The sequence below is a fragment of the Allobosea sp. RAF48 genome, assembly GCF_052114025.1.
Taxonomy (GTDB): domain Bacteria; phylum Pseudomonadota; class Alphaproteobacteria; order Rhizobiales; family Beijerinckiaceae; genus Allobosea.
Genome location: NZ_JBFRDZ010000002.1, coordinates 200,985 through 226,549 on the forward strand (window position 1 = coordinate 200,985; position 25,565 = coordinate 226,549).

Consider the following 25,565-nt stretch of genomic DNA (forward strand, 5'->3'; position numbering starts at 1 on the left):
AAACCGGCCCGGCGTTGCCTGTGCGACACCGGGCCGATGATGGGCCGCTTACTCCGGCCGGATCACTTGGTCAGGCCGACGTTCCAGAAGGACGGCCACGGCATCGCGGCGTAGTCGGTCATCTTGGCCGAGGCGCCGGAGAGCGCGCCGAAATTGCCGGCGCGGATATAGGGCACCTCGTCATAGATCACCTGCTGGACCTTGCCCCAGAGCGCGCCGCGCTTGGCCGGGTCCGGCTCGGCATTGAAGGCGGCGAGCGCGGCTTCCTTGGCCGGGCTCGACCACCAGCCGGGCGCGCCTTCGCCGAGCTGCGGCGGGGAGAGCATCGGCTCGGGCAGGAAGGCCGAATGGGTGATGTAGATGTCCCACAGCGCCGGATCGCCACGCCGCTGGATCAGCGTCGCCCAGTCGACGACATCGAGCTGAACCTTGAAGCCGGCCGCCTTCAGCTGCTCGGCCATGACGAGCGCCATGCGGTGATGGAAGTCGTACTGCTTCGAATTGAGGATACGGATCGGCGTGCCGTCATACTTGGCCTCGGCCAGCAGCTTCTTGGCGCCGGCCGCATCGCCCTTGCTGTACTTGTCCTTGCCGGCCTCTGAGAAGAACGGCGAGCCCTTCGGGAAGTGCTCGGCGGCGGTCGCGAAGAACTTCGGCTCGCCGAAGCCGGCCATCAGCACCTCTTCGAGGTCGAGCGCCATCTGGAAGGCCTGGCGGACCTTCAGATCGGCCATCGGCCCCTGCTTGGTGTTGGTCGGGAAATAGGGAAAGCCGAAGGGCATGGTCAGCACGGCCCGCGCCGCGCTCGCCCCGGACAGCTTCTTGAAGCTCTCGACCGCGAGCTGGTCGGAGAACTGGTACTGGCCCGCGATCACGCCCTCGAGCCGGGTATTGGCGTTCGGCACCGGGATGAAGCGGAGTTCGTCGATCTTGGCCTCGCGCTTGCCCGCATAGCCGGAAGCCGGCTCGCTGCGCGAAGCATAGCCCTCGTGCTTCACCAGCACGACGAACTGGTCGGGCTTGCGCTCGCGGAACTTGTAGGGACCCGTGCCGACGAACTCGGTCAGCGGATTGGCGATCGATTCCTTCGCCATGATCGCGGCGAAGCCGGACGGCAGTGCCAGATGCGCCAGCAGCGCCGGCTCGACCTTGTTCAGCACGATCTCGACCGTGGTCGGCCCCTTCGCGGTCAGGCTGGCAAGGCTCTTCGCCAGGCCCTTGCCGCGCGGCGTCATGTCGAACCAGCGCTTCAGCGAGGCCACCACGTCCTCGGAATCGAGGTCGCGGCCATTGTGCAGCTTCACGCCCTTGCGCAGCTCGATCGTGTAGGTCTTGCCGTCGGCCGAGACGGTCGGCAGCGCGGCGGCGAGCATCGGCTGCGTTGCCCAGTTGGCGTCGAAGGTGAACAGCGGCTCGTAGACATGCTGCATGATGGTGCCGACGAGATCGGCGGTCGACGCCATCGGATCGAGCGACTGCGGCTCGCCGACCATGGCAAGGTTCGCGCTTGAGGCGGCCTGGGCCCAGCCGGCAGCCGGCGCGAGCACGGTCGAAGCGGCGAGACCGGCCGCGAGGCCACCCAGGCCGCGCCGCGTCACGGCAGCGCGAGAGAAGGAATCGTTCTGCATAATCACTCCCCACATGAAACCGCCCTCGGCGGCATTATGAAATTTTATTACCAATACGGATACTACGTCATCGCCCCGCGTGACAAGTCGGAGAGTCGAAATTCGGCATGAATGCCGATTTTCGCTCGATTTCAGCGCTGCTCTTCGGCAGAGGCCCGGTCGCGAGGATGTAATTTAATTCCGGATCTTGAGGCTAGCGAAGCCATGCAGTGCTTCGAGCTCCGCGCCGACGAAACTGGATGGGATCAGGCGGCAATGCGTGCAGCGGCAAAGCGCTCGCGCAGCCAGGCCGCAGCCGGGCCGCAGGGGCGCTGCTTGTGCCAGACCATCTCCAGCGCCACGGGCAGGTCGAAATTATCGAACTGCAGGTCGGGCGTTACGAGGTCGGCCGCCACTGGCGAATGCTCGATGACGTAGCTGGAGACGAAGGCCCAGCCGATGCCCTGCTTCACCAGCTGCAGGATGACCCAGTGGCTCTCGACCCACCAGACCTCTGCCGCGACCCGCAGGCGCTGCTTCTCCGGCCCGTCCCCTCGCGCCGCGATGAGGATCTGGCGGTGCCGCTTGAGATCTTCCCAATCGACGCGGGTGCCGGCCAACGCATGGCCCTTGCCGCAGACGAGCTTGATCGGCACCCAGCCGACCGTCTGGAAGCCGAGCTCAGGCGGCAGCACCTCCTGCCGCCACATCACCCCGATATCGGCCTGCCCGACCAGGACGAGCTGGCTGACATCCTCCATCAGCGGGAAGAGCAGCTCCAGCTCGACATGCGGGAACTGCAGGGCGAAATCCGCGAAGAGCGTACCCAGCAGATGCTCCGGATAGAGCTCGTCGATCGCGACCACGAGCCGCTTTTCGACATGCGCCTCGAAGCCGCTGGCGACACCGACCAGATGCTCGCGCCGGTCGAGGATCACCTTCGCCTCGCGCAGCAGCCGCTCGCCCGCCGCCGTCAGCACGGGGCTGCGGCCGGCCCGGCTGAACAGCGCGATTCCCAGATCCTCCTCCAGATTGGCCACCTGCGTGCTGACGGCCGACTGCGCCTTGCGCAGAGCCCGGCCCGCCGCCGAGAAGGAGCCGCGCTCGGCCGCCGCGACAAAGGCTTCCAACTGCTCGAAAGATACACCCATCTATCTGCAATCCAGATAATACCTAACTTGAGACGCTCAAATTTGGCGATAGAAAGCGGCGCGTCAACGAGAACAACAGGTGTTTTGAATGTCGATGCGCTCCTTTCCCGACCGGGTTCGCCATACCCTGCTGTTCGAGGCGATCGGACTGGCGCTCGTGATTCCCGGCGGCGCCCAGCTGTTCGGCCTGCCGGCGACGCATATGGGCGTGATCGGCGTCGGCTCGGCCACCGTCGCGACGATCTGGAATTTCTTCTTCAACCTTGGCTTCGACCACGCCATGCACCGGCTCGTCGGGCACACGCGGAAGAACATCCCGACGCGCGTCCTGCATGTGCTGCTCTTCGAGGGCGGCCTTCTCCTGCTGCTGCTGCCGCCGATCGCCTGGTATCTCGGCATGAGCCTGTGGGAGACCTTCCTGATGGATCTCGCCATCGTGATTTTCTACGTGGTCTACGCCTTCCTGTTCAATCTGGCCTATGACCGGGTCTTCCCGATCCCCGGGCCGGAGCGGATGGCCGCAGCCTGAAATCCGCAAGGCGGGGCCGCGTGCCCAACCTTTCTTCAAGGGCTTGGCCTCTGTTGCGTCGCGGCCATGGACATTCTCCCGCGTTCGTATTCTGATCGCGCCGGAAACTTTGGACCGACCCGAAGGCGGCGCTTTGGCGCCACGGCGGCAGGGACACCGGAGCGAATGCCGCGGCGCCAAGCCGCGCCCTTGGAGGACCGATGACGCGCAAGATTTACGACGGCCCTGCGGCTGCGCTGGAGGGGCTGCTTTTCGATGGGATGACGATCATGTCGGGCGGCTTCGGCCTGTCGGGCAATCCCGAGAGCCTGATTCCGCAGATCCGCGACTCCGGCGTGAAGAACCTGACGGTGATCTCTAACAATGCCGGCGCCGACGGCTTCGGCCTGTGGATGCTGCTGCAGACCCGGCAGATCAGGAAGATGATCGCGTCCTATGTCGGCGAGAACAAGCTGTTCGAACAGCAATATCTCGCCGGCGAGCTCGAGCTCGAGCTCAACCCGCAGGGCACGCTGGCCGAGCGCATCCGTGCCGGCGGCGCCGGCATCCCGGCCTTCTACACCAAGACCGGCGTCGGCACCGTGGTCGCCGAAGGCAAGCCGGTCGAGGAATTCGAAGGGCACCTCTATGTCCGCGAGACCTGGCTCCGGGCCGACCTCGCCATCGTCAAGGCCTGGAAGGCCGACACCGCCGGCAACCTCGTCTATCGGCGCACGGCCCGCAACTTCAACCCGAACATGGCGACCGCCGGCAAGGTGACGGTCGCCGAAGTCGAGGAGATCGTGCCAGTCGGATCGCTCGACCCCGAGGCGATCCACACGCCGGGCATCTATGTCGACCGCATCATCAAGAGCACGATCAACGAGAAGAAGATCGAGAAGCTGACCGAGCGCAAGAGGGAGGCGGCATAATGGCCTGGACCCGTGAAGAGGTGGCCGCGCGCGCGGCCAAGGAACTGAAGGACGGCTTCTACGTCAATCTCGGCATCGGCATTCCCACGCTGGTGGCGAACTACATTCCCGATGGCGTCGACGTGACCCTGCAGTCGGAGAACGGCCTGCTCGGCATCGGCCCCTTTCCCTATGAGGGCGAGGCCGATCCCGACCTGATCAATGCCGGCAAACAGACGATCACGATCCTGCCGAGCTCCAGCTTCTTCTCCTCGGCCGACAGCTTCGCGATGATCCGCGGTGGCCATATCGACCTGACCATCCTCGGCGCGATGGAAGTGGCGGCCAATGGCGACATCGCCAACTGGACCATCCCCGGCAAGATGGTGAAGGGCATGGGCGGCGCGATGGACCTCGTCGCCGGAGTCAAGAAGGTCATCGTGGTGATGGATCACGCCAACAAGGCGGGCGAATCCAAGGTGCTGGAGCGTTGCAGCCTGCCGCTGACCGGCGCCGGCGTGGTCGACCTCATCATCACCGATCTCTGCGTCATGAGCTGCGACAAGGAAAAGGGCGGCGGGCTCACCCTGATCGAGCTCGCGCCAGGCGTCACCCTCGACGAGGTCAAGGCCAAGACGGCGGCTCCCTTCGCCGTCGCCTCCACCCTCGCAAAGGCCGCGTGAGCGCCCTCCTCAGAACGAGGCAGGCGACCACCGAAGCGATGCTGGCCGTGTTCGCGGACACGGCCACGCTTCGGCATGCGCTCGCCTTCGAAGCCGAGCTCGCACGTGCCGAGGCGGCGGAAGGACTGATTGCTTCCGAGGCCGCCGAGGCGATCGCCGCGCTTTGCGCGACCATCGCGATCGACACCGCCGCGCTCGCCGAGGAAGCCGCGCTCGCCGGCACGCTGGCGATTCCGCTGGTGGCACGGCTTCGCGCCGCCCTGACGGGCGAAGCCGCCAAGGCCCTCCACAAGGGCGCCACCAGCCAGGATGTCGCCGATACCGTACTGGCCTGCCAGATCCGCGCCGCGAGCAGCCTGCTCGACCGCGATCTCAAGCGCGTCGCGACGGCGCTCACCACCCTCGCACAGCGCCATGCCGCGACCCCGGCCATCGGCCGCACACTTCTGCAGGACGCGCTGCCGATCGGCTTCGGCCTGCGCATCGCGCATTGGCAGGCCGGCGTGGTGGAAGCGGCCGCGCGCCTGCGACGCGAGGTCGAAACGGGCGCAACGCTGCAATTCGGCGGCGCCGCCGGCTCGCGCGCCGGTCTCGGCGGCAAGGGCGCGGCTGTGTCGGCGCGCCTCGCCGCCGCGCTCGACCTGCCCGACACGCCGCCCTGGCATGCCCGCCGCGGCGGCATCGCCGGCATTGCGACGGCGCTCGCCATCGCCATCGGCGCGCTCGGCAAGATGGCGCGCGACGTCTCGCTCCTGGCCCAGAACGGTGTCAGTGAGGCCCGCGAACCCGCGATCCCCGGCCGCGGCGGCTCCTCCGCCATGGCCCACAAGCGCAACCCCACCGGTTGCCAGGTTGCGCTTTCGGCCGCCTTGCGGGCGCCCGGCCTCGTCGCCGGCATCCTCGCCGGTCTTCCGGCCGAGCAGGAACGCGGTCTCGGCGGCTGGCAGGCAGAAGGCCCGGCCTTGGCCGAGCTCTTCCTGATCGCAGCCGGCGCGGCCGAGGCAATGGCGACGATCGCGGAAGGGCTTGAGGTCGACGAGGCAGCGATCGCCCGCAATCTCACGGCAGCCGGTCTCGGGAGCGATATCGGCGAGAGCCCGGCCTTGGTCGCCGCGCTGCTCGCGCAGCAGGACTAAGGGACGGACGATGCCTTTTGCAGCAAGCGGCGGCGCCCGCATCTACTGGAAACTCGAAGGCACGGACGACAAGCCGGCGCTCGTGCTGCTGAACTCGATCGGCACTGATCTCGGCCTCTGGGACGCGGCGATCCCCGCCCTCCTGCTCTCCTTCCGTGTCCTGCGGCTCGACACCCGCGGCCACGGCGCTTCCGACGCTCCCGACGGCGACTACACTCTCACCCAGTTGGCTGGTGATGTCGCTGCCGTGATGGACGCTGCCGGCATCGCGCAGGCCGCCGTTGCCGGTGTCTCGCTCGGCGGCATGATCGCGATGGAGCTCGCGCTCTCCCGACCCGAGCGCGTCTCGGCGCTGGCGCTGATCTGCACCTCGGCCACCATGGACCCCGCGGCATGGCAGGATCGCGTTGAAAAGGTCCGCGCCGGCGGCACGGTGGCGATCGCCGATCTCGCCATGCAGCGCTTTCTCTCGCCCGCTTTCGCCATCGGCCAGCCGGCAGTCGCCGAGAGTGTGCGGCGCGGTCTCGTCGCCATGGCCCGCGAAGGCTATGCCGGTGCCGGCGCCGCCATCCGCGACATGGATCTGATCGGCCGCCTTCCCGGCCTCGCCTGCCCGACGCTCGTCGTCGTTGGAGAACGCGATGCCTCGACCCCCTTCGCCGGCCATGGCGAGAACCTCGTCGCGGCAATCCCGAACGTGAAGCTGGAACGGCTCGACTGCGGCCATCTCGCCCCGCTCGAGGCACCCGCTGCCCTGGCAGGCGCGCTGCGTGGCTTCCTGTCGCCCGGCCCGGATGCGGCCGATGCTGCGCAGACCCTGTTCGAGGCCGGGCTGAAGAATCGCCGCCGCGTCTTGGGTGACGCCTGGGTCGATCGCTCGCTTGCCAATCGCACGCCGTTCAACGCCGACTTCCAGGCCATGATAACCCGCATCGCCTGGCAGGAGATCTGGAGCCGGCCCGGCCTCGACGACCGCACGCGGCGCCTGCTGGTCGTCGCCATCACCGCGAGCCTCGGCCGCTGGGAGGAGTTCCGCCTGCATGTCCGGGCAGGGTTGAGCCGGGGCGGCTTCACGCAGGACGACCTCAAGGAAGTGCTGATGCAGACGGCGATCTATGCCGGCGTGCCTGCCGGCAACACCGCCTTCGCCGAAGCCGCGGCTGTGATGAAGGAAATTGAAGCTTCGGCCTGATCGGCGTCAGGCCTTCACCCGATAGTCCGAAGGTGACAGGCCCGCGCGCTTGGCGAAGAAGCGCGAGAAATAGGCCGGATCGGAAAAGCCCAGCCGGAACGAGATCTGCGAGATCGACATCGCCGTGTAGACCAGATCACGCCGCGCCTCGATCATCAGCCGATCCTGGATGACGCGGGCCGCCGAATGGCCGAGCAGTTCCCGGCAGCTGCGTGACAGATGCGGCACCGAGGCGCCGAGCGCTCGCGCGTAGTCAGTCAGCGCATCATGATGCCGGAAGCGCGCCTCGACCTGCTCGACGAAACGGCGGACCAGTTCGGCCCTCGCGTCCCGCGCCGGCTCGGCCACCGCCCGCGCCCCGCGCGTGGCCCGCACGAACCAGGAAGCGATCAGGTCGGCATAGGCGCCGAGTGAAAACTCCCGCACCGGCAGGTTCGCGGCGAATTCGCTCATCGCCAGCCGCATCATCGCGTCGAGACCGGCGAACTCCGCGCTCCCTACCGGCACATGCAGCACTGCGGCGGTTCCGAGCAGGGCACGAGCCTCCGGCTCGCTGGCGAACAGGCGCTTCAGCGAGGTCGCCGCTGCGCTGGCGACGAAGCCGTTGGTGCCATCGAGGAAAGCGAATTCGTGGATCGTCGACGGCGGCAGCAGCAGCACCGACCCCGGCGAGAGACCCTGCTCGCGGCCGTCGACGCGGGTCCGGCCGCCGCCCTGCGCGACCAGGAAGAACTGGAAGAGATCGTGGTGCAGATGCGGCTGGATCGTCCAGCCATGCAATGAGCTGCGCGCCACGATGGGCTCGATATGCAGCGCGTCGGGGAAGCGGTCCGTCAGGCGCTCGCCATAGAGCCAATAGGCGGGGACGCTTCTGCCGGGCATGCTGTCCTCAGGATCGATTTGTCCAAGACAATGCGCGAATCCTCCATTCCGTCAATTGCAGCGAAAGCGTTACTCTCGGCTTGCGGATCGAACGGTGCAAATCGTCGCTTCGTGGGAGGAAAAAAGAATGCGAACGCAGGTCGCCATCATCGGCGCCGGACCTGCCGGCTTGCTGCTCGGGCAGCTTCTGTCGCGTGCCGGCATCGACAACGTCATCCTCGAACGGCGCAGCGCCGATTATGTGCTCTCCCGCATCCGTGCCGGGGTGCTCGAACAGGGCATGGTCGATCTCCTGCACGAGGCGGGCGTCGGCGGCCGGCTCGACCGTGAAGGTATCGTCCATGACGGCTTCGCGCTCGCCTTCCGCGGCGCGCTCCACCGCATCGACCTGAAGGAACTCAGCGGCGGCAAGACAGTCACCGTCTACGGCCAGACCGAGGTGACGCACGATCTCATCGACGCCCGCCAGGCGCTCGGCCGGACGACATTCTACGAAGCCGAAGACGTCGCGCTGCACGATTTCGGCGGCACTTCGCCGCGCGTGACCTTCCGGGCGAGCGGGCAGGCCGAGGAGCTGCACTGCGACTTCATCGCAGGCTGCGATGGCTATCACGGCGTCTCCCGCGCCTCCGTCCCGGCAGATGCGCTGCATATCTTCGAGCGCGTCTACCCGTTCGGCTGGCTCGGCCTGCTGGTGGATCGCCCGCCGGCGGCGCATGAGCTGGTCTATGCCAATCACGAGCGCGGCTTCGCGCTGTGTTCGATGCGTTCGGCCGAGCGCAGCCGCTACTACGTCCAGGTTCCGCTGGAGGAGCGGGTCGAGAACTGGTCGGACGACGCCTTCTTCGACGAGTTGCGCCGGCGCCTGCCCCCGGCGGTAGCCGATGCGGTGATGACCGGCCCTTCGCTCGAGAAGAGCATCGCGCCGCTGCGCAGCTTCGTGGCCGAACCGATGCGCTTCGGCCGGCTCTTCCTCGCCGGAGACGCCGCCCATATCGTGCCGCCGACCGGAGCCAAGGGGCTCAACCTCGCGGCGAGCGACGTACGCTATCTCTTCGACGCGCTGCGCGAGCACTATCGCGACCATTCGGACGCCGGCCTCGATGCCTATTCGTCCCGCGCGCTCGCCCGCGTCTGGAAGGCGGAGCGCTTCTCCTGGTGGATGACGAACCTGCTGCATCGCTTCCCGGAGAAGGATGGCTTCGGCCAGCGCATCCAGCAGGCCGAATTCGACTATCTCACGCAGTCGCGGGCAGCAGGCACCACCATCGCGGAGAATTATGTCGGCCTGCCCTATTAGACCCTGTTACGCAGGGCACGACGAGCCAGCAGGACGGGCAGACCATCTCGTGGCCCACCACCGGGAGACGAATTCACCTTCGAGACTGTTTCGACCTGATGGCTTCCGGCATCCGAAGGCGATGGGCATTGCCCTCAGGCGAAAAATTGCGTTGGTGACAACAAGAGCCGGACGCCTCCGCATGGCGATCCGACCAGGAGCGAACGGCGACGCCCGCCGCACGGCAGAGAACACAGCCGCAGCGGCGCACGATATCGGGAGGTAGAGAACAATGCAGAAGACATCCTTCGGCCGGCTGCTGCGCGCCGGGGCCCTGGCACTCGCGGGCGCCTGGGGCCTGAGCGGCGCGGCCAGCGCCGACACCATCAAGGTCGGCATCATCGGGCCTTTCTCCGGCCCCTTCGCCTTGCAGGGCAAGAACTTCCAGGCCGGCGCCGAGGCCTGGCTGGCGCAGAACGGCAAGACCGTCGCCGGCCACGACATCGAGCTGGTCTATCGCGACCTTCCGACGGCCAATCCGCAGCAGGCCCGCGCTCTCGCGCAGGAACTGATCGTGCGCGACAAGGTGCAGTATCTCGGCGGCGTCTATTTCACCCCGGACGCGATGGCGATCACCCCGCTGCTGAAGCAGGGCAACGTGCCGCTGGTGATCTTCAACGCCGCGACCTCGGCCATCATGAACTCCTCCCCGCTGGTGGTGCGCACGTCCTTCACCACGGCGCAGACCGCGACGCCGATCGGCAAGGCCGCGGTGGACCGCGGCATCAAGAAGTTCGTCTCGGTCGTCACCGACTACGGGCCGGGCGTCGACGCCGAGGGCGCCTTCAAGAAGGCGATCGAGGCCGCGGGCGGCGAGGTCGTCGAATCGATCCGCATGCCGCTCAACACCACCGAGTTCAGCCCGATCATGCAGCGCATCCGCGATGCCGGTCCGCAGGGTGTCTTCGCCTTCCTGCCTTCCGGGCCCCCGACGCTCGGCTTCGTCAAGGCGTTCAGCGACACCGGCCTGAAGCAGGCTGGCGTCAAGCTCTTCGCCACCGGCGACCTGACGCAGGAATCCGATCTGCCGGCGCTCGGCGAGGCCGCCGCAGGGATGGTGACCTCCTTCCACTACGCCGTTTCGCACGACTCCGAGATCAACAAGCGCTTCGTCGCCGCCGCCGACAAGGCAATCGGCGCGCCGGACTTGCTCTCCTTCCCGGCCGTCGGCGCCTATGACGGCATGTTCGTGATTTCCAAGATGATCGCGGCGACCGGCGGCAAGCAGGATGCGGAAAAGGCCGTCGAGGCCGTGAAGGGCCTTGCCTGGGAGAGCCCGCGCGGCCCGGTCAAGATCGATCCGGAGACCCGCCACATCACCCAGACGATCTACCTGCGCGAGGTCGCCAAGGACGCGCAGGGCCGCTGGATCAACAAGGAGATCGCCAGCGTCCCGGATCAGAAGGATCCCGGCCTCGCCAAGTGAAGACCATCTTGCGGTGGCAACATCCGTCGTTCTCGGGCGAAGCGAAGCGCAGACCCGAGAATCTCCTTCAGAAGGAGGCTCTGGTGCCTCCCCGTCGCGAGATGCTCGGGTCAAGCCCGGGCATGACGGCGGCATTGCCCGGCTGCGGCACGCCGAGCAGTAACGAGGCCCGCAGATGCAGACCGCGCTGAGCATCGCCATGGACGCCTTCGCCTATGGCATGGCGCTGTTCATCATCTGCATCGGCCTGTCGCTGACGATGGGGCTGATGCGGGTGGTCAATCTCGCCCATGGCGCCTTCGCGATGATCGGCGGCTACATCGCCTCCTATGCGGCGCGCGACCTCGGTCTCGGATACGGCTTCGGCATCTTGCTCGCCATGCTCGGGACGGTGCTCCTCGCGATCCCGCTGGAGCGCCTGCTCTATCGCCGCATCTACGACCGCAGCGAGCTTTCCCAGGTGCTGATGACGATCGGCATCACCTTCTGCGTCATCGGCATCACCAACTACTTCTTCGGCCCGACGCTGAAGACGATTCCGCTCCCGCCGGAGCTCGCTCGGCCGATCGATCTCGGCTTCCGCAGCATCGCCAGCCACCGCCTCTTCGTCATCGCGAGCGGCCTCGTCGTCGCCGGCGGCCTCTGGCTCCTGATCGAGCGCACCGGTTTCGGCATCCTTCTGCGCGCCGCCGTCGAGAATGCCCCGATGGCCCGCGCGCTCGGCGTGCGCACAGATATCATCTATGCGGCGAGCTTCGCGCTCGCGATCGGGCTCGCCGCCTTCGGCGGCGTGGTCGGCGCCGAGTTCCTGCCGATCGAGCCCTACTACGCGCTGCGCTATATGGTGACCTTCCTCGTCGTCGTCTCTGTCGGCGGCGCCGGCTCGATTCCCGGCGCGCTTGCCGCCTGCCTGCTGCTCGGCGCCATCGACGTCACCGGGCGTTATCTCGTGCCGGAGTTCGGCAATTTCTTCTTATATCTCGCGGTGATCCTGATCGTCTGCGCCTTCCCGCGCGGCCTGATGGGGCGGGCACAGTAGGATGACGGACGCCTCGCTCCCGCGCCCCGCCGCCCGTCGCCTCCGGCCGCTCGGCCGTGACCTGGTCGGCCTTGTCCTGATCGCGCTCGTCGGCCTCGCCGGCTATGTGCTCTTCCCCGACAACCTCGCCTTCCTGACCCGCGTCATCTCGGTGGCGCTGCTCGTGCTCTCGCTCGACCTGATCGTCGGCTATTGCGGCATTGCCTCGCTCGGCCAGGGCGCGCTCTACGGCGCGGGCGCCTATGCCGCCGGCATCGCCTGCGTGCACGGCGTGACCGAGCCCTTCCTCCTTATCCTGATCGGCGCCGCCGCTGGCGCCGTCATGGGCCTGCTCATGGGCGCGGTGATGCTGCGCGCCCATGGCCTGCCACAGCTCGTGCTCTCGATCGCGATCGTCCAGCTGCTGCACGAGGCCGCCAACAAGGCCTCCTCGATCACCGGCGGCAGCGATGGCCTTTCCGGCATGGTCCCCGCGCCGCTCTTCAGCGTCTTCGAGTTCGATCTCTGGGGCCGCGCCGCCTATCTCTTCGGCCTCGCTCTGCTCATCGTCGTCTTCGCGGCCCTGCGCCTCATCGTGCGCTCGCCCTTCGGCATGGTCTGCCGCGGCCTCAAGGAGGACCCGTTGCGCATCAGCGCGCTCGGCATCTTCGCCTTCCCGGTGCTGGTCAAGATGTTCGTGATCTCCGGCGCCGTCGCCGGCATGGGTGGCGCGCTCGCGGCCATCGCGACGCAGGTCGTCGGCCTCGACAGCGTGAGTTTCGAGATTTCGGCCAACGCTCTCGTCATGCTGGTGCTCGGCGGCATCGGCAGCCTCTACGGCGCGCTGATCGGCACCGTGATCTTCATGGCGCTCGAACATATCGTCGCCGCGATCAATCCGTTCCACTGGATGACGCTGGTCGGCGCCGTGCTCATCGCCATCGTGCTCTTCGCCCCCCGTGGGCTTTCCGGCACACTGGACGAACTGGCCCGCCTGCTGACGCGCGGACGCTGGGGAACAGGCCGATGACCGCGCTGTTCGAGGTCTCCCATCTCTCGAAGGAGTTCGGCGGGCTCAAGGTCAATCACGACCTCTCCCTTGCAATGGCCGAAGGCGCGCGCCTCGCGCTGATCGGCCCCAACGGCGCCGGCAAGACCACCTTCGTCAACCTCGTCACCGGCCGCATCAGGCCGAGCACCGGCACCGTCCATCTCGCTGGTGAGGACATCACCGCGATCGGCGCCGTCCAGCGCGTCAGGCGTGGCCTCGTCCGCACCTTCCAGGTCACGCGCCTCTTCCTCGACATGACGCCGGAAGAGCATGTCGTCATGACCATCCTGCAGCGGCTCGGCCGGGCGACGCGCATATTCGCCCGCTTCCATGGCGCCTCCGAAGTTCAGGACGAAGCAGCCGAGATCCTCGCCACGCTCGGGCTCACGGAGGTCGCGCGCCGCAAGGTCGCCACCATCGCCTATGGCCAGCAGCGCCTGCTCGAGATCGCGATCGCGCTGGCGCAGCGTCCCAAGGTACTGCTGCTCGACGAGCCCGCCGCCGGCGTACCCTCCGCCGATACCCCGCGCATCGAGGAGGCGCTGGCCCGCCTGCCCGCCTCGCTCGCCGTGCTGATGATCGAGCATGACATGGACCTCGTCTTCCGCTTCGCGAAACGGGTCGTGGTGCTGGCTGCTGGCGAGCTGATCTTTCAGGGCTTGCCAGCCGACGTCGCCAGGGACCCCAAGGTCCGTGAAGCCTATCTCGGGAATTACGCGCATGCCGGCAGCCACGCTTGACGTCAGGGCCTTAAGCGCCGGCTACGGCCAGACCCATGTGCTGGAGGACGTTTCCTTCTCGGTGCCGGCGGGCGGGCGCCTCTCCATCCTCGGCCGCAACGGCATGGGCAAGACCACGCTGATGGCGAGCCTGATGGGGCTGACGCGCCGCTATGCCGGCAGCATCAGCCTCGGCGGCACCGACATCACCGCGCTCGGCACCGCCGCCCGCGCCCATAGCGGCATCGGCCTCGTCCCCCAGACCCGCGAAATCTTCAAGGGGCTGACGGTCGAGGAGAACCTCTTCGCCGGGCTGAAAGGCCGCACGCGCAGCGCCATCGAGGAAGCCTATGCGCTCTTTCCCCGCCTGCACGAGCGCCGCCGCAATCTCGGCTCGCAGCTCTCCGGCGGCGAGCAGCAGATGCTGGCGACGGCCCGGACCATTCTCGGCCAGCCCTCGGTGCTGCTGCTCGACGAGCCGCTGGAAGGCCTCGCTCCCGTGATCTGCGACATGCTGATGGAGGCCTTCACCCGGCTCGCCGGCAGCGGCGCGATGACGATCCTCTTCGTCGAGCAGCGCCTGGAGAGCGCGCTCGACTTCGCCGAGGATGTCATCGTCCTCGAACGCGGCCGGATCGTCTGGTCGGGCAAGCCCGCTGCGCTACGCGCCGACGCCGCGGTGCTGGAACGCTATGTCGGCGTCGGCGGGCTGCACTGAGCACGCGCGGTTTGGCCGAAGCGAGGCTCGCGCCAAGCTCGGCCGTCATGCTCGGGCTTGCCCCGAGCATCTCGTGCCGAAGGAGGCTCTAGCGCCAATCCTGCTCGAGATTCTCGGGTCTACGCTTCGTTTCGCCCGAGAATGACGGGATCCAGCGTCAAACCACCAGATCGAGCGGCGGCACCGGCTCGCCGCGCGAGACATGCTGCATGTTCGTGAACATCCGCTTCACCACCGGGGCGAAATTGTCGGACGCCATGGCGGCCAGATGCGGCGTGGTCACGAGATTGTCGAGCGTGAGCAACTCGCTGTCGGTCGGGAGCGGCTCGATCTCGTAGACATCCATCGCCGCGCCGGCGATCTCCTTCGCCCTGAGCGCCGTGACGAGATCGGCCTCGTTGACGACACCGCCGCGCGCGACATTGATCAGCACCGCCGTCTTCTTCATTGCCTTCAGGGCCGCCAGATCGATCAGGTCCTTGGTTTCCGGCGTCAGCGGGCAATGCAGCGAGACGACGTCCGCCTGCGCCAGGATTTCGGCCATCGAAGCATGCTTCACGCCCAGCGCTGCTTCTTCGGCGACGTCGAGCGGCGTGCGCTTGCTGTAGAGGATGGTGCAGCCGAAGCCCTTCAGAAGCTTCGCGACATTCTTGCCGATCGCCCCGAAGCCGACGATGCCGACCGTCTTGCCCGAGAGCGTATAGGTATCCGACGGCAACTGACCCGTGCGCCAATGGCCCTTCTTGAGCTCAGCATTGCCGTAGGCGATGAGGCGCAGGGTCGACAGCATCAATCCGATCGCGAATTCGGAAACGGCTACGGCGTTTGAGCCGGTCGTGCGCGCGACCTGGATGCCGAGCTCCTTGGCTGCGGCGATATCGATGTTGTCGTAGCCGACGCCCCATTTGTGCAGCAGCTTCAGCTTCTTCGCCGCCCGCAGCACATCGGCCGAAACGCCGACCTGCCCGGAGATCGCGTAGTCGGCCTCCGCGATGATCTCCTTCATGTGCTCGTCGCCGCGCGCGGTCCCATGCGTCAGCACAAAGCCATCAGGCAGCAGCGCACGCAGCCGGTCGGCCCGCTCGGGGCTGGTCATGTCCAGGAGGACGATGGTCTCGGGCATGGAAAGGTCCGGCAATTCGATCAGATCGTGAAGCGCGCGCCGGCACGGGCAAGCCCGCCGGAGATGGCAACCGGCGTGCCGTCGGCGCGCCAGCAGGCGGCCCCGGTCAGCGTGCCGTCCGCATTGAAGGCGATGGCGTTCATGCCGCCGGCAACGCGCGGCGAGCGCACGATCCGGTGGCCGCGTGCCGCAAGCTCCTGCGCGACCGCTTCAGGGATCGCCTCCTCGAGCTCGAGCACCCCGCCCTCGGTCCAGACCCGCGGCGCCTCGACCGCCTCCTGCAATGTCATGCGATGGTCGATCAGGTTGACGATCGCCTGCAGCGCCGAGGGGAAGATGCGCAGCGCGCCGGGCAGGCCGAGCGCGAAGGCGAGCCTGCCCTCCTTCAGCGCCATCATCGGCGCCATCGAGGTGAAGACCCGCTTGCCCGGCGCGATCGAGAGCGCGCGGCCGGGATGCGGATCGAAGTTGAACATGTAGTTGTTGGCGATCATCCCCGTGCCGGGGATCTGGACGCAGGCGCCGAACAAGCCGTTGATCGTCTGCGTCGCGCTGACGACGTTGCCCTGCGCATCCGCGACGGTGACATGGGTGGTGTCCGCGGATTCGCCGCCGGAAAGCCCGGCTGTCCAGCTCTTCGCCTGCCCCATCGCGATCAAGGCGCGGCGCTCGTCGGCATAGGCCTTGTCGATCAGCCTCGCGACGGGGACCTTGACGAAGGCCGGATCGGCCGTCGCCACGGCGCGGTCGGCGAAGGCGATCTTCAGCGCCTCGGCCAGCAGATGCACGGCATCGGTCGAGCCGAAGCCGAGCGAGCCGATATCGTAGCCTTCGAGAATGTTGAGCATCTGCGTGATATGCACGCCCGAGGACGAGGGCGGCGGCGGGCCGATGATCTCGTAGCCGCGATAAGAGCCCCGGATCGGCTCGCGCAATTCGATCTTGTAGTTCGCGAGGTCGGCCTGATCGATCAGGCCGCCATTCGCCGCCATATAGTCGGTCAGCGCCCGCCCGAGCTTGCCGCCATACAGCGCCTCCGGCCCCTCCGCCGCGATCAATTTCAGGCTCGCGGCATAGTCGGCCTGGACGAGCCGCATGCCCGGCTGAAGCGGCTTCCCACCTGGCAGCAGCATCGCCGCAAGACCGGGATCGCGGGCGAGATCGCTGGCGTTGTCGGTGATGCAGTTCGACAGATAGGGCGTCACCACGAAGCCGCGCTCCGCCAGCCCGATCGCCGGTTGCAGCACCTCGGCCAGCGGCAGCGTGCCGAAACGGGCGAGCGCCTCGCACCAGCCTTTCAGCGCGCCGGGAACCGCCACCGCCTTGGCGCCAACGACGTTCTCGCGGTCGCGGGTGTCGCGTTGCCTGCCGATCTCGTCGGACAGGCAGTCATACATGTCGGGCGTCGCATGGCCCGGCGCGGTCGAGAGATTGTCGATCACGACATGGCGTCCATCCGCGAGGCGGATGTGACTCAGGCCGCCACCGAGAATGCCGACCATCATCGGTTCGGCGACGGTCAGCGCGAAGAGCGAGGCGACAGCGGCGTCGATCGCATTGCCGCCGCCGAGCAGCATCTGCGCGCCCGCCGCCGAGGCGAGCGGATGATTGGTGACGACCATCCCACGCGAGCCCGTGGCCGGCTTCTTTTCGCAGGTAAAGGAGGCGATGCGGGGTGGCGGCGCAGGAACGTTCATGGCCGGCACAGAAACGGTTTTGAGGGCCCGCGTCGAGCCTCTTCTTCAGCATGCGCGCCATGTCCCGGCTTCTCGCCGAAAGCGGCGGGCCCTGCGCCGGCAATGCTTGACAAGCCATGGCCCGAAGCCCCACCTAAAACCCGTTCCCAGGGGGGCCTCGCTAGGAGGCTGAGATTCCGCCGGCCGGGCGTCAAACCCGGCAACGCGGTGACCCTCCGAACCTGATCCGGATCATACCGGCGTAGGGATGCGGGACATGCGGCCGTCACAGGCCCTGATTCCAGCTTGCGCCCATGATCCTGTTGCGATCGACGCTCCCGGCTTGCCAGCGAGCGTCCGAACGGAGTGAGCCGCAGTGACGCAAGCCGAGATCATCGAGGCGCTCCTCGCGTTCATCTCGCTTCCCGATGCCACGGAAGCCGAATTCGAGGCGATGGCGCTGAAAGTCTTCACCTATCAGTTCCGCAACAACGAGCCCTACAAGCGCTTTGCCCTGCAGCGCGGCCGCACGCCGCTCTCGGTGAGACGCTGGCGCGACATCCCCGCCGTGCCGATCACCGCCTTCAAGGATCTGACGCTGAGCTGCAGCCCGCCGGAGGCGGCAAGCCATGTCTTCATGACGAGCGGCACGACGCAGGGCGTGCGCGGCCGCAGCTACCACCCGACGCTCGACGTCTGGAAGCGCTCGATGCTGGTGAACTTCCGCGCGCGTTTCATGCGTGGCCGCGAGCGCATCCGCATGGGCATCCTCTTCCCTGACGAGACGAAGCTGCCGAACTCCTCGCTCGCCACCTACCTCTCGCTCGCCCGGCGCGAGTGCGGCACGCCGGACTCGCAAGTCTTCATCAATGCGGACGGGCTCGACCTGGACGGCCTTCTGTCGGCGCTGGAGCAGGCGGAGACGAGCGGTGAGCCCTATTCCCTTCTCGGCGCGAGCTATTCCTTCGTGCCCGTGCTGGACGCGCTCGCCGCGAGCGGCCGGCGCTTCGCCCTGCCGGAGGGCAGCCTGATCCTCGACACCGGCGGCTTCAAGGGCCAGTCACGGGAGCTCGGCCCTGATGAGTTCTATGACGGGCTCGCAGCCGCCTTCGGCGTGCCGCGCTCGGCCTGCATCAACATGTACGGGATGACCGAGCTGAGTTCGCAGCTCTACGATGACGGAAACGAGACCTGCCCCTCGGTCAAATCCGGCCCGCACTGGATCCGCAGCCGCGTCGTCGATCCGCTGACCGGGGCGGACCTGCCGGAAGGCCAGCGGGGCGTCATCGTCCATCACGACCTCGCGCATTTCAACTGCGTTTCCGCGATCCTGACCGAGGACGCCGGCGAGATCGTCCCGGGTGGCTTCAAGCTGTTCGGCCGCGTCGACGGCGAAGCCTCGAAGGGCTGCTCGGTCGCGGTGGCCGAGTTCCTTGCGGCGGCGCGGGGCTGACCGCCGTGATCGAGCACGCAGGCCATCTGCCCGGCCTGGACCGCGAGGCGCTCCGCTGGCGCGAGGTCAGTCACAGTGCCTGGGGCGAAAGCGTCACTATCGCGCTGCCGGAGCTCGACGGAGCACAGGCCGCGGCTCTCTGCGAGCATGTGCGCAGCAATGCACGCGCCCGGCTGAAGCGGATGGACACCGCCCGCATCGTCACCGCGATCGACGCCGCCGTCGCGCGTCTGCTCGACCGCGGGCACCCGCTCCGACGCAAGGCCGAGCATCTCCTGCCGATCGTCACCGGCTATGATCGCGAGACGGTCCGCCTCGGCCTGACCGGCTATCTCAAGACCTTCCGGCGCCCGCAGCTCCTGCGCTTCCTGGCCGAGGATTTCGCCAATCCCGCCGTGCTCGACGGTTTCCAGCCGACGCCCAAGGGCGGCTACCTGCGCGCCCACGGCCCGGAACTGCTGCTGCATGTCTGGGCCGGCAACGTCCCGGCGCTCTCGCTCTGGAGCCTGATCTGCGGATTGCTGGTCAAGGCGGGCAGCGTGGGCAAGCTCGCCTCGGCCGAGCCGTTGACCGCGGGGTGGTTCGCCAGCCTCCTCGCGGAGATCGACCCGGAACTCGGCGAATGCCTCGCCATCGTCTGGTGGAAGGGCGGCGAAGCGGCGGCCGAACCGGTTTTCCTGCGCGAAGCCGACACCGTCATGGCCTATGGCGGCAACGACACGCTCGCGGCCCTGCGCGCCAAGCTGCCGGTCACCACGCGCTTCCTGCCGCATGGCCACAAGATCGGTTTCGGTGTCATCGCCCGCGAAGCGCTCGACAGCCGCAAGGCACCGGCGCTCGCCCGGCTCGCGGCCCATGACGTCGCCCGCTACGAGCAGCAGGGCTGCTACTCGCCGCAGCTGCTCTTCGTCGAGCGCGGCGGACGGGTCGCCCCCGCCGAATTCGCGCGCTACCTCGCGCAGGAGCTCGGCGCCCTCGTCCATCGCCATCCACGCCGCGCCCTGTCGCAAGGCGAAGCCGCGTCGATCGCCGCATGGCGGGGCGCGCAGGAGATGCGCGCGATGGACGGTGGGGCCGAACTCCTCGGCGAGCCCAGCGATTCCTGGAGCGTGATCCATGTCGAGGCGCCCGAAACCCTGAGCCCGACTGGCCTGAACCGCATGCTCAAGCTGGTCTCGGTCGACAGCCTCGATGAGGTCCCCGCCCTCGTCGCGCCCTACCGCAGCTTCCTGCAGACGGCGGGTGTCGCTGTGGCGCCCGAGCGGCTGTTCCTGCTCGCCGAGCGGCTAGGCGCGGTCGGCGTCAGCCGCGTCGCCCCGCTCGGACGCATGACCGCGCCGGAAGCCGGCTGGCATCATGACGGGCGCTTCAGCCTGCTCGATCTCGTCACCCTGACCGAGATCGAGCAGAGCACTGAGGCCGTGGCGGAAGGGTTCGCACCCTATGTCGATTGACCCTGCCATGCCCGGCTTCGTCGCGATCGAGCAGGTCGGATATAGCTATGACGCGTCCGGCCCCGCCATCGTCGATCGCGTCGACTGGGCCATCCCGCGCGGCGAAATTCATTGCCTGCTCGGCCGCAGCGGCTGCGGTAAGACCACGCTGCTCAAGCTCGCCGCCGGCCTGCTCATGCCGACAGAAGGCTCCATCCGCATCGGCGGTGAGCCGCTGCAGGGCCCAAGCCCGCGAGCCGGCTTCGTCTTCCAGGCTCCCACCCTGCTCGATTGGCTGAGCGCCCTCGACAACGTGCTGCTGCCGATCTCGCTGAAGCGCCGCCCGACGGCCGTCGACCGCGACGCGGCGCTCGATCTGCTCGCCCGCGTCGGACTTACGGACTTCGCCGCACGCCGGCCTTCCGAGCTCTCCGGCGGCCAGCAGAGCCGCGTCGCCGTCGCCCGCGCGCTGGTCGGTAACCCGGACCTGCTGCTGCTCGACGAGCCCTTTGCCGCGCTCGACGCCCTGACGCGCGAGGAATTGCAGGACGACCTGCTGCGGCTCTGCGCGCTCAACGGCACGACCGCGCTTTTCGTAACGCACGATATCGGCGAAGCCGTCTATCTCGGCGACAAGGTCGCGGTGATGGCCACCGGCCAGCTCACCCATGCGCGCCGTATCGAGCTGTCCCGCCCGCGCCACCGCGACATGCGCTACACTCCAGGCTTCACCGCGGCCTGTCACGATCTGCGCGACGCCATGGATGGCGGGCCGCAGGCCGCCACGAGCCGGAGGCCGGCGGCATGACGGCGCGCCTGCCCTCACTCCTGCTGCTGCTCGCCCTGCTTGCCGGCTGGGAAGCCTGGTGCCGGCTCGGCGGCCTCTCGGCGCTCGTCCTGCCGCCGCCCTCTGCCGTGCTCGCAACGCTGTGGAGCGAGATCACCACCGGCCGCCTCTGGCCGCATCTTGCCGTCACCGCCGCAGAAATGGCTCTGGGCCTGAGCATCGGCACTGTCGTCGGGCTCGGCGTCGGCATCCTGCTGGCGGAAGTCCCCGCGCTCAGCCGGCTGCTGCGCCCCTATATCCTCGCGAGCCAGCTCGTGCCCAAGCTCGCGCTCGGGCCCCTCTTCATCATCTGGTTCGGATTCGGCATGACGCCGACCGTCGTGATCACGGCGCTGATCTGCTTTTTCCCCCTGATGGAGAACACGCTGACCGGGATCAGCGAGGTCGATCCCGCCCGGCGCGAGCTCTTCCGCATGCTGGGTGCCGGCCGCCTTCAGACGCTGTTGCGCCTCAAACTGCCGGCGGCGCTGCCCGTCATCATGGCGGGCCTGCGTGTCGCCGTCGTGCTGGCGCTGGTCGGCGCCGTCGTCGGCGAATTCATCGGCGGGCGGATCGGCCTCGGCGCCTCGATCATCGCCGCCCAGAGCGTGATGGATTCGAGCCTGATTTTCGCGCTCTTCATCGTCATCACCGCTCTCGGAATGCTGCTCTATGAGGCCGTGCGCCTGCTCGAGCGCCGCGTCCTGCACCGTTTCTCGAAAGGCTAGATCCCATGTCCACGCTGCGCGCCCTTCTCCTGCTCGCCCTGTCCTGGCTGGCCGCCTCGCACGCTACAGCCCAGCCACTCGACAAGGTCACCGTCGCTGGCTGGAGCCAGCCGATCAGCGAGATCACCAATCTGCTGGCCGAGCCGGACAAAGGCTTCTTCAAGGCCAAGGGCATCGCGCTCGACTACGTGCCCGGCAATGGCGGCGGCGCAGCGCTCCAGACCCTGATCGCGGGACAGGCCGATGTCGCCTTCACCGATCCCGCCGCGCTCTATCTCGCGCTCGACAAGGGCGAGAAGCTCGTCGCGATCTACAACATCTATCCGCAGAACGTCTTCAACGTCGTCGCGCTCAAGAGCAGCGGCATCCGCTCGGCAGCCGATCTCAAGGGCAAGCGCATCGGCGTCTACAGCCTCGCCAGCGGCACCTATCAGAACCTGCTCGTGCTGCTGCATCAGGTCGGCCTGAACGAGAAGGACGTCACCATCCAGCCGACCGGCCTGCTCAATTTCGCGCCGCTGATGCAGGGCCAGGTCGACGCCACGGCCGCGACCGATACCGGCCTGCTCGTCGCCCGCGCCCGAGGACTGGGCGACGCCAACGTCATCGAGGTCCGCGACCAGCTCAACCTGCCCAGCGACATCTTCGTCGTGAAGGAAAGCTATTACGAGCAGAACAAGCCGCTGCTGAAGCGCTTCCTCGCCGCCTATCGCGACGCCGCCGCCTGGATGATCGCGAATCCCGCTGAAGCCGCCCGCCTCGCCGTCACCCGGGCCATCAACGGCCGCGACGAGGCTGTCAATCTCGAGATCATCAAGTTGCGCAACCTCTCCAGCGTCTCGCAGACGACGGAACGCGAGGGTCTCGGCCGCTTCGATCTCGACGCACTGCAGAAAGGTGCCGATACCTTCCGCAGCCTCGGCCTGATCGCCCGCCCGCTCGATATGAAGGCCGTCGTGAAGAGCGATCTCATCCCGCAGAAGGACGGCGCGCCGTGAAATTCCGCGACCGGTCCATCCTCGTCACCGGCGCGAGCCGCGGCATCGGCGCAGCGATCGCGAAGGCCTTCGCCGCCGAGGGCGGGATCGTCATCGTCAACTACCGGACGAACGATGGGGCAGCCGAAGCCGTCGCCGCGGAATGCCGCGCGCTCGGCGGCGAAGCGCTGGCCATCGCGGCCGACGTGACCTCGCCCGAGGCGGTCGCCGCCATGGCCGAGCGCATCTCGGAGGAGGTCGGCCGGCTCGACGTCGTCGTCAACAACGCCTTCGCGCCCTATCGCTTCGACCCGGACAATCGCGCCCGCTTCTGGGAGACGCCCTGGGAGGCCTATGGCCAGCAGTTCGAGGGCGCGGTGAAGGCGACCTACACGGTCTGCCGGGCTATGCTGCCGCTGCTCCAGCGCCGCAGCGGCGCCAGCATCGTCAATCTCGCGAGCGATCTGGTGACGCGCCCGAGCATTCCCTATCACGACTACACCACCGGCAAGGCGGCGCTCATCGGCTTCAGCCGCAACCTCGCGGCCGAGCTTGGCCCGCTCGGCATCCGGGTGAACTGCGTCGCACCGGGGCTGGTCTATCCGACACAGGCGAGCGAGGCGACGCCGGAGGAGGTGCGCGAAATGCTGGTCGCGCAGACGCCGCTGCGCCGCATCGCCACGCCGGCCGATATCGCGGGCCCTGTCCTTTTCCTCGCCAGTGACTGGAGCGGTTTCGTCACCGGCCAGACGCTGCATGTCGATGGCGGGCTGGTGATGGCCTGAGCCGCGGGGTGGTTAGCGACTGCTGATGTGACACCAACTCACGGTGTCATCCCGGACAAGCCGCGTCAGCGGTGCCGATCCGGGATGACGGCGTGTTTCCGCCAGGGCTCATCTCCACACTAGGCCGCCACGCTATCCCTACGCCGCTGGCGGCGTCCCATGGGTATGGAAGCTCTCGATCGTCCTGAGCCCCCAGGCCTGCCCCTTCTTCCGCTCGGTCTCGGTCCAGGTCACGGTCTGCCAGTCCGGATCGAGGATCAGCCGCGCCCCGGCATTCGCGATCTCGACGCGGTTGCCGGCCGGCTCATAGACATAGAGGAAGAAGGTCTGCTGCACGGCGTGCTTGTGCGGGCCGGTCTCGATGAAGACGCCGTTCTCAAGGAAGAGATCGGCCGCCTCCAGGATGTGCTCGCGCTGGTCGACCGCATAGGTGACATGGTGGAAGCGGCCCTGCGCCGGCGTGTGGTCGCGGGTATAGGCGATGTCGTAGCTCTTGTTGTTGACGGTGAACCAGCAGCCGCCGACTTCCCCCGAATCCAGCACGATCTGCTCGGTGATGCGGCTGCCGAGCGCCTTCGGCATGAAGTCTCGGATCGCCGCGACGTCCTGCGCCAGCAGGTTGAGATGGTCGAGCCGACGCACCGCGCAGCCACGGCCATGGTTGCGCTGTGCCTGGTTCTTCAGCGCCGGCCGCTCGCCTTCGGGGGCAACGTACTTGTTGGTGTCGAAATAGATCTCGAAGATGTGGTTGTCGGGATCGCGGAAGCGATAGGCGCGGCCGTGACCGAGATCGCCTTCGCTCCAGCCGATACCGGCCCCCAGCGCCTCAATCGCGGCGACGCGGCGCAGCAGCGCCGCCTCGCTCGAGGCGCGATAGCCGATATGGCCGACGCCGGTGGTGTTCGACGCCGTGAGTTTCAGCGTGTGGAACTCGTAATCGTCCCAGGCACGCAGATAGACCGAGTCGCCCTCGCGTCCGCTCTCGGTCAGCCCGAAGATGTTGACGAAGAAGTCGAGGCTCGCCTCGGGCTTGTTGGTGAAGAGCTCGACATGGCCGAGATGGGCGATGTCGAAACAGGGCTCGCTGCTCATCCCCAGACTTCCTTCGCGACTTCGAGGATGCGCGAGAGCTTGGCCCATTGCTCGTCCTCGGCCAGCACATTGCCTTCCTCGGTGGAGGCGAAGCCGCATTGCGGCGACAGGCAGAGCTGTTCGAGCGCGGCGTATTTCGTCGCCTCCTCGATGCGGCGCTTGAGATTGTCCTTGCTCTCGACCGTGCCGAACTTGGAGGTGACGAGGCCGAGCACGACCTGCTTGTCGCCCTTGGGCAGGAAGCGCAGCGGCTCGAAACCTCCGGAGCGGTCGTCGTCCCACTCCATGAAGTAGCCGTCGACATCGATCTGGTTGAAGACCATGTCGGCCACCGGCTCGTAGCCGCCCGAGGCGATGAAGGTCGATTTGAAATTGCCGCGGCAGGTATGGGTGGTGATCTGCATGTCCGCCGGCTTGGCCTTCAGCGCGGCATTGAGCACGTCGCGATAGACGAAGATCAGCTTGTGCGGATCGTCGCCGCGATCCGCCAGCATCTTGCGCTGCTCCGGATCGCAGAAATAGGACAGGCTGGTGTCGTCGAGCTGCAGATAGCGGCAACCGGCGTCATAGAAGGCCTTGATCGCCTTGGCGTAAGCCTTGCCGAGGTCGTCGTAGTAATCCTCCATCCTGAGATAGGCGCTCGGATCGATCGCCTTTCGCCCGCCGCGATAGTGCAGCATCGACGGGCTCGGGATGGTCATCTTCGGCACGCGGCTGGTGACCGAGGCCAGGAACCTGAAATGCTGGAGATGCGGATGATCCGCGGGAAAGTCGAGCTTACCGGTGACGCGGATGCCGTGGCCCTTGGTCGCGACGCCCTTGAACTGGATCCCCGAGTCGGTCTCGTAGCTCGTGACGCCGGTCAAGCCGTCGAGGAAGTCGAAGTGCCAGAAGGCGCGGCGGTACTCGCCGTCGGTCACCGCCTGCAGCCCGATCTCCTCCTGCTTGCGGACGAGTTTCTTGATCTCCTCGTCCTCGATCCGGGTCAGCTCGGCCTGCGCCATCTCGCCGGCGGCGACCTTGGCGCGGGCCTCCTTCACCGGCGCGCTGCGCAGCAGGCTTCCAACCATATCGCCCCGGAATGGCGGCTTCTTTCTCTGTGTCATGATGTTTCCTCCCGGTTCTTGATGG

The 25,565-nt window shown here is 67.4% G+C and carries 24 protein-coding genes and 1 riboswitch; of the genes, 17 read left to right on the top strand and 7 right to left on the bottom strand.

The features are described 5' to 3' along the window. Positions 1–62: 62 nt before the first annotated feature. Together AB4Z10_RS04330 and AB4Z10_RS04335 are read right to left on the bottom strand one after the other, a co-directional pair. Entirely contained in the window at positions 63–1,628 is a 1,566-nt protein-coding gene (locus tag AB4Z10_RS04330) for an ABC transporter substrate-binding protein (RefSeq protein WP_441469147.1), read from the bottom strand. Between the two features lie 245 nt (positions 1,629–1,873). Next, on the bottom strand, positions 1,874–2,758 hold the full coding sequence (locus tag AB4Z10_RS04335) for a LysR family transcriptional regulator (protein WP_441469148.1): 885 nt from the start codon (positions 2,756–2,758) through the stop codon (positions 1,874–1,876). Positions 2,759–2,846: 88 nt separating this feature from the next. Between AB4Z10_RS04335 and AB4Z10_RS04340 the strand changes: the two genes are divergently transcribed. From AB4Z10_RS04340 to pcaDC, 5 genes are all read left to right on the top strand, one after another. After that, entirely contained in the window at positions 2,847–3,287 is a 441-nt protein-coding gene (locus AB4Z10_RS04340; RefSeq protein WP_441469149.1) for a PACE efflux transporter, read from the top strand. 200 nt (positions 3,288–3,487) lie between these two features. Next, a complete protein-coding gene (locus tag AB4Z10_RS04345) occupies positions 3,488–4,198 on the top strand; it encodes a CoA transferase subunit A (protein ID WP_441469150.1) in 711 nt (236 codons plus the stop codon). Further along, positions 4,198–4,860, top strand: coding sequence for a 3-oxoacid CoA-transferase subunit B (locus tag AB4Z10_RS04350; RefSeq protein ID WP_441469151.1), 663 nt, complete (start codon positions 4,198–4,200; stop codon positions 4,858–4,860). The genes AB4Z10_RS04345 and AB4Z10_RS04350 overlap by 1 nt, the downstream gene beginning before the upstream one ends. After that, positions 4,857–5,996: a lyase family protein gene (locus tag AB4Z10_RS04355; protein WP_441469152.1), complete on the top strand. Its 1,140-nt coding sequence runs from the start codon at positions 4,857–4,859 to the stop codon at positions 5,994–5,996. Before AB4Z10_RS04350 ends, AB4Z10_RS04355 begins: the two co-directional genes overlap by 4 nt. 10 nt (positions 5,997–6,006) lie before the next feature. Further along, positions 6,007–7,188, top strand: coding sequence for a bifunctional 3-oxoadipate enol-lactonase/4-carboxymuconolactone decarboxylase PcaDC (pcaDC, locus tag AB4Z10_RS04360; protein WP_441469153.1), 1,182 nt, complete (start codon positions 6,007–6,009; stop codon positions 7,186–7,188). 6 nt (positions 7,189–7,194) lie between these two features. On the opposite strand, the gene AB4Z10_RS04365 is transcribed toward pcaDC, so the two are convergent. Beyond that, positions 7,195–8,070 carry a helix-turn-helix domain-containing protein gene (locus AB4Z10_RS04365; protein WP_441469154.1) on the bottom strand — a complete coding sequence of 292 codons (876 nt, stop codon included), beginning with the start codon at positions 8,068–8,070 and terminating at the stop codon, positions 7,195–7,197. 127 nt (positions 8,071–8,197) lie between these two features. Here AB4Z10_RS04365 and pobA point away from each other — a divergent pair, with 127 nt between their 5' ends. The 6 genes from pobA (at position 8,198) to AB4Z10_RS04395 (ending at position 14,341) form a co-directional block, all read left to right on the top strand. Continuing rightward, entirely contained in the window at positions 8,198–9,370 is a 1,173-nt protein-coding gene (gene pobA / locus AB4Z10_RS04370; RefSeq protein ID WP_441469155.1) for a 4-hydroxybenzoate 3-monooxygenase, read from the top strand. 271 nt (positions 9,371–9,641) lie between these two features. After that, positions 9,642–10,835: an ABC transporter substrate-binding protein gene (locus tag AB4Z10_RS04375; RefSeq protein WP_441469156.1), complete on the top strand. Its 1,194-nt coding sequence runs from the start codon at positions 9,642–9,644 to the stop codon at positions 10,833–10,835. Between the two features lie 175 nt (positions 10,836–11,010). After that, a complete protein-coding gene (locus tag AB4Z10_RS04380) occupies positions 11,011–11,874 on the top strand; it encodes a branched-chain amino acid ABC transporter permease (protein ID WP_441469157.1) in 864 nt (287 codons plus the stop codon). A gap of 1 nt (position 11,875) precedes the next feature. Further along, entirely contained in the window at positions 11,876–12,883 is a 1,008-nt protein-coding gene (locus AB4Z10_RS04385) for a branched-chain amino acid ABC transporter permease (RefSeq protein ID WP_441469158.1), read from the top strand. Further along, entirely contained in the window at positions 12,880–13,644 is a 765-nt protein-coding gene (locus AB4Z10_RS04390; protein ID WP_441469159.1) for an ABC transporter ATP-binding protein, read from the top strand. Before AB4Z10_RS04385 ends, AB4Z10_RS04390 begins: the two co-directional genes overlap by 4 nt. Further along, a complete protein-coding gene (locus AB4Z10_RS04395) occupies positions 13,625–14,341 on the top strand; it encodes an ABC transporter ATP-binding protein (RefSeq protein WP_441469160.1) in 717 nt (238 codons plus the stop codon). Before AB4Z10_RS04390 ends, AB4Z10_RS04395 begins: the two co-directional genes overlap by 20 nt. A 157-nt stretch (positions 14,342–14,498) precedes the next feature. On the opposite strand, the gene AB4Z10_RS04400 is transcribed toward AB4Z10_RS04395, so the two are convergent. Continuing rightward, the gene (locus AB4Z10_RS04400) at positions 14,499–15,464 is read right to left on the bottom strand and encodes a 2-hydroxyacid dehydrogenase (RefSeq protein ID WP_441469161.1); all 966 of its coding nucleotides are present in this window, start codon (positions 15,462–15,464) and stop codon (positions 14,499–14,501) included. A gap of 20 nt (positions 15,465–15,484) precedes the next feature. Beyond that, the gene (locus AB4Z10_RS04405; protein WP_441469162.1) at positions 15,485–17,161 is read right to left on the bottom strand and encodes a cephalosporin acylase I; all 1,677 of its coding nucleotides are present in this window, start codon (positions 17,159–17,161) and stop codon (positions 15,485–15,487) included. A 138-nt stretch (positions 17,162–17,299) separates the two neighbouring features. Next, positions 17,300–17,427, top strand: a riboswitch (TPP riboswitch). A gap of 89 nt (positions 17,428–17,516) precedes the next feature. On the opposite strand from AB4Z10_RS04405, the gene AB4Z10_RS04410 reads away from it, so the two are divergent. From AB4Z10_RS04410 to AB4Z10_RS04435, 6 genes are read left to right on the top strand one after another with little or no spacing between them, the layout of a single operon-like run. Beyond that, positions 17,517–18,593, top strand: a complete 1,077-nt coding sequence (locus AB4Z10_RS04410) for a LuxE/PaaK family acyltransferase (protein ID WP_441469163.1) — start codon at positions 17,517–17,519, stop codon at positions 18,591–18,593. A 5-nt stretch (positions 18,594–18,598) separates the two neighbouring features. After that, on the top strand, positions 18,599–20,047 hold the full coding sequence (locus AB4Z10_RS04415) for an acyl-CoA reductase (protein ID WP_441469164.1): 1,449 nt from the start codon (positions 18,599–18,601) through the stop codon (positions 20,045–20,047). Further along, positions 20,037–20,834 carry an ABC transporter ATP-binding protein gene (locus AB4Z10_RS04420; RefSeq protein WP_441469165.1) on the top strand — a complete coding sequence of 266 codons (798 nt, stop codon included), beginning with the start codon at positions 20,037–20,039 and terminating at the stop codon, positions 20,832–20,834. Before AB4Z10_RS04415 ends, AB4Z10_RS04420 begins: the two co-directional genes overlap by 11 nt. After that, entirely contained in the window at positions 20,831–21,580 is a 750-nt protein-coding gene (locus AB4Z10_RS04425) for an ABC transporter permease (protein ID WP_441469166.1), read from the top strand. The genes AB4Z10_RS04420 and AB4Z10_RS04425 overlap by 4 nt, the downstream gene beginning before the upstream one ends. A 5-nt stretch (positions 21,581–21,585) precedes the next feature. After that, positions 21,586–22,578 carry an ABC transporter substrate-binding protein gene (locus AB4Z10_RS04430; protein ID WP_441469167.1) on the top strand — a complete coding sequence of 331 codons (993 nt, stop codon included), beginning with the start codon at positions 21,586–21,588 and terminating at the stop codon, positions 22,576–22,578. Continuing rightward, the gene (locus AB4Z10_RS04435) at positions 22,575–23,342 is read left to right on the top strand and encodes an SDR family oxidoreductase (RefSeq protein WP_441469168.1); all 768 of its coding nucleotides are present in this window, start codon (positions 22,575–22,577) and stop codon (positions 23,340–23,342) included. The genes AB4Z10_RS04430 and AB4Z10_RS04435 overlap by 4 nt, the downstream gene beginning before the upstream one ends. Before the next feature lie 138 nt (positions 23,343–23,480). Here AB4Z10_RS04435 and AB4Z10_RS04440 read toward each other — a convergent pair whose 3' ends face one another. Both AB4Z10_RS04440 and AB4Z10_RS04445 read right to left on the bottom strand, forming a co-directional pair. Next, positions 23,481–24,434 carry a catechol 2,3-dioxygenase gene (locus AB4Z10_RS04440; RefSeq protein WP_441469169.1) on the bottom strand — a complete coding sequence of 318 codons (954 nt, stop codon included), beginning with the start codon at positions 24,432–24,434 and terminating at the stop codon, positions 23,481–23,483. Beyond that, on the bottom strand, positions 24,431–25,540 hold the full coding sequence (locus AB4Z10_RS04445; protein ID WP_441469170.1) for a 5-methyltetrahydropteroyltriglutamate--homocysteine S-methyltransferase: 1,110 nt from the start codon (positions 25,538–25,540) through the stop codon (positions 24,431–24,433). The genes AB4Z10_RS04440 and AB4Z10_RS04445 overlap by 4 nt, the downstream gene beginning before the upstream one ends. Positions 25,541–25,565: the final 25 nt, after the last annotated feature.

Coding starts and splice junctions, on each gene's coding strand:
- AB4Z10_RS04330 (WP_441469147.1), bottom strand. CDS start 1,628: ATGCAGAACGATTCCTTCTCTCGCGCTGCCGTGACGCGGCGCGGCCTG.
- AB4Z10_RS04335 (WP_441469148.1), bottom strand. CDS start 2,758: ATGGGTGTATCTTTCGAGCAGTTGGAAGCCTTTGTCGCGGCGGCCGAG.
- AB4Z10_RS04340 (WP_441469149.1), top strand. CDS start 2,847: ATGTCGATGCGCTCCTTTCCCGACCGGGTTCGCCATACCCTGCTGTTC.
- AB4Z10_RS04345 (WP_441469150.1), top strand. CDS start 3,488: ATGACGCGCAAGATTTACGACGGCCCTGCGGCTGCGCTGGAGGGGCTG.
- AB4Z10_RS04350 (WP_441469151.1), top strand. CDS start 4,198: ATGGCCTGGACCCGTGAAGAGGTGGCCGCGCGCGCGGCCAAGGAACTG.
- pcaDC (WP_441469153.1), top strand. CDS start 6,007: ATGCCTTTTGCAGCAAGCGGCGGCGCCCGCATCTACTGGAAACTCGAA.
- AB4Z10_RS04365 (WP_441469154.1), bottom strand. CDS start 8,070: ATGCCCGGCAGAAGCGTCCCCGCCTATTGGCTCTATGGCGAGCGCCTG.
- pobA (WP_441469155.1), top strand. CDS start 8,198: ATGCGAACGCAGGTCGCCATCATCGGCGCCGGACCTGCCGGCTTGCTG.
- AB4Z10_RS04375 (WP_441469156.1), top strand. CDS start 9,642: ATGCAGAAGACATCCTTCGGCCGGCTGCTGCGCGCCGGGGCCCTGGCA.
- AB4Z10_RS04380 (WP_441469157.1), top strand. CDS start 11,011: ATGCAGACCGCGCTGAGCATCGCCATGGACGCCTTCGCCTATGGCATG.
- AB4Z10_RS04385 (WP_441469158.1), top strand. CDS start 11,876: ATGACGGACGCCTCGCTCCCGCGCCCCGCCGCCCGTCGCCTCCGGCCG.
- AB4Z10_RS04390 (WP_441469159.1), top strand. CDS start 12,880: ATGACCGCGCTGTTCGAGGTCTCCCATCTCTCGAAGGAGTTCGGCGGG.
- AB4Z10_RS04395 (WP_441469160.1), top strand. CDS start 13,625: ATGCCGGCAGCCACGCTTGACGTCAGGGCCTTAAGCGCCGGCTACGGC.
- AB4Z10_RS04400 (WP_441469161.1), bottom strand. CDS start 15,464: ATGCCCGAGACCATCGTCCTCCTGGACATGACCAGCCCCGAGCGGGCC.
- AB4Z10_RS04405 (WP_441469162.1), bottom strand. CDS start 17,161: ATGAACGTTCCTGCGCCGCCACCCCGCATCGCCTCCTTTACCTGCGAA.
- AB4Z10_RS04420 (WP_441469165.1), top strand. CDS start 20,037: ATGTCGATTGACCCTGCCATGCCCGGCTTCGTCGCGATCGAGCAGGTC.
- AB4Z10_RS04425 (WP_441469166.1), top strand. CDS start 20,831: ATGACGGCGCGCCTGCCCTCACTCCTGCTGCTGCTCGCCCTGCTTGCC.
- AB4Z10_RS04430 (WP_441469167.1), top strand. CDS start 21,586: ATGTCCACGCTGCGCGCCCTTCTCCTGCTCGCCCTGTCCTGGCTGGCC.
- AB4Z10_RS04440 (WP_441469169.1), bottom strand. CDS start 24,434: ATGAGCAGCGAGCCCTGTTTCGACATCGCCCATCTCGGCCATGTCGAG.
- AB4Z10_RS04445 (WP_441469170.1), bottom strand. CDS start 25,540: ATGACACAGAGAAAGAAGCCGCCATTCCGGGGCGATATGGTTGGAAGC.